This window comes from Streptomyces torulosus, assembly GCF_001419765.1.
Classification (GTDB): domain Bacteria; phylum Actinomycetota; class Actinomycetes; order Streptomycetales; family Streptomycetaceae; genus Streptomyces; species Streptomyces torulosus.
Genome location: NZ_LIRK01000766.1, coordinates 1 through 1,907, shown reverse-complemented (window position 1 = coordinate 1,907; position 1,907 = coordinate 1). Strand labels below are relative to the sequence as shown.

The 1,907-nt window shown below is 75.2% G+C and carries 2 protein-coding genes and 3 pseudogenes; all 5 read right to left on the bottom strand.

The genetic code is table 11. The features are described from left to right. Positions 1 to 211 (bottom strand): annotated as a pseudogene (locus tag AOK23_RS50990) (C40 family peptidase); the annotation flags it as partial. A 2-nt stretch (positions 212 to 213) separates the two neighbouring features. Next, positions 214 to 515, bottom strand: a pseudogene (locus tag AOK23_RS52145) (hypothetical protein); the annotation flags it as partial. Between the two features lie 2 nt (positions 516 to 517). Then, positions 518 to 742, bottom strand: a pseudogene (locus AOK23_RS50980) (hypothetical protein); the annotation flags it as partial. Positions 743 to 844: 102 nt separating this feature from the next. Continuing rightward, positions 845 to 1,150 carry a hypothetical protein gene (locus tag AOK23_RS39470; RefSeq protein ID WP_055717259.1) on the bottom strand — a complete coding sequence of 102 codons (306 nt, stop codon included), beginning with the start codon at positions 1,148 to 1,150 and terminating at the stop codon, positions 845 to 847. A 24-nt stretch (positions 1,151 to 1,174) separates the two neighbouring features. Next, entirely contained in the window at positions 1,175 to 1,864 is a 690-nt protein-coding gene (locus AOK23_RS39465) for a TetR/AcrR family transcriptional regulator (protein ID WP_063791490.1), read from the bottom strand. Positions 1,865 to 1,907 lie beyond the last annotated feature (43 nt).

The following is a 1,907-nucleotide window of genomic DNA, read 5'->3' as shown; positions in this document are numbered from 1 at the left end:
CACCGGGGCGCAGCTTGGTGAGGGGGATGCGCGGGAGACGGGCCCACTGGGCCTGGCTGGTGCGGGGGATGCGGCGTCCGGCGTGCGACCAGGCGAGGGAGGTCAGCCCCGAGCAGTCGTACGCCTTCGGGCCCTCGGCGCCCCACTTGTACGGCTTGCCGATCTGGGCGACCGCGTAGCGCAGCGCCTTCGCCCCGGTGCGGGTCGGCGGNNCCTCGCCGAGACGGTTCCGTACCGCGTCGCGTTCCTTCTGGCGGCGCTCGGTGAGGGTGAGCCGGCGGTCGAGGGCGGTGCGGGCCCGGCGGGCGAGCGCGTCCGTCTTCCGCTCGCTGCCGGTCATCCGTTCCACGGTCTGCGCGCGCTCCTCGGCGACCTGGCCGATCACATGGCCCTGCTCCAGCGCGCGGTGCGGGTCGCGGGCGAGGAGCAGACGCACGTACGGGGAGAGGTCGGTGGTGCTGTTCTGGTACTGCTGGCGGGCCAGCCGCCCCGCGGCGCCCCGGCTGTCGTGCAGGNNGCGGGCGTCGCCGGCGGCGGTGTCGTCGTCGACGGCGGCCCCGGCGGTGTCGCCGTCGTCGGGGGGTACGGCGATGTCGCTGTCGGGCGCGGGTCCGGCCGAGTCGCCCGGCGGCGGTGGCAGCGGGTCCGCCGCGGCCTGGACGGGTGCCGTCGTGAGGAGTGTGCCGGCCGCGACCGCCGTGGCCGTCGCCGTACGGACCAGGCGCAGGACCTTTCCTGACACGTCATCACCTCCGGTGCGCGGATGGGCCGTCCATCTCGCACCGGCAGGATGGGAGGAACGGAGGGCGGGCGCGCGCCGGGTGGGCCGTCCGGCCCGCGGAGGTCACTCGTCGGGGGACGGCGGCCGCTCGGGCGGCGTGGCGGATTGCCGTCGCGGCCCCGACCACGGCCACTTCGGGCCCCGGCCCGGGTCCCCGTCCGGCGCGTACTCGTACTTCCACAGCTGCTGCATGAACCCGCCCCGCCCGGCGTCGACCCTGCGGTACACGAGCACCGTGTCGGGTCCGCCCGCGGGATCGGGCACGGGGACCCGGTACGTCTTCGGCGGGTGCCCGGTGATGCCGAGCAGCACCGGCAGGACGCGCCCGTCCAGGGGGCCGCCGACGAAAGGGGTGTCCTGTGTCTTCACCTGACCAGTGTCACAGGACCGGTGTCACAGCAGGTGGGCGGCGTCGCCGACCACGGGCAGGACACGGCGGGCCAGGGCACCGACGGCACCGTCCGCGGCCTCCATCGCGAGGGCGCCGCGCACGGCGGCCGCGGTCTGCGGGTCCCGGCCGGCGGTGACGGTGACACAGGCGACGAACTGCTCCACGAGCCAGTCCCGCAGCTCCGCCACGTCCGGCTGTTTGCCCTCGTCGAGCCAGATGAGGGAGGCGGCCTCCACGGCGGTGATCCACATCCGGACCGTCATCCGCAGCCGGAGGTCGGGCTCCGCGACCTCCAGATGCCGCAGGATGTGCTCCGCCGCGGCCCGCCGCACACCGTCCACGATGGCCGTCGCCCGTGACGTCTCCACGACGCTGCCGCCCTGGAGCAGGGCACTGAAACCGGCGTCGTGCCCGGCGACGAAGGTCAGATACCGGTCGAGGGCGCGGGACAGCCGGGCGGTCAGGGGGCCCTCGGCGGGCTCGTCGAAGCAGTGCTCCAGCTCCTCGGCGGCCGAGCGGAGGGCGGCCTCGTAGAGCTGTTGCTTGCCGCCGGGGAAGTAGCGGTAGACGAGGGGGCGGGAGACCCCGGCCGCCTCCGCGACGTCGTCGAGGGAGACATCCTCCGGGGCGTTGTGCGCGAAGAGTTCCAGGGCCGCGTCGAGGAGCTGGCTGCGCCGCTCCTCGACGCTCAGGCGGCGGTACGCGCGGGTGCGTCGTGGTTTCGCGCAGTTCCCC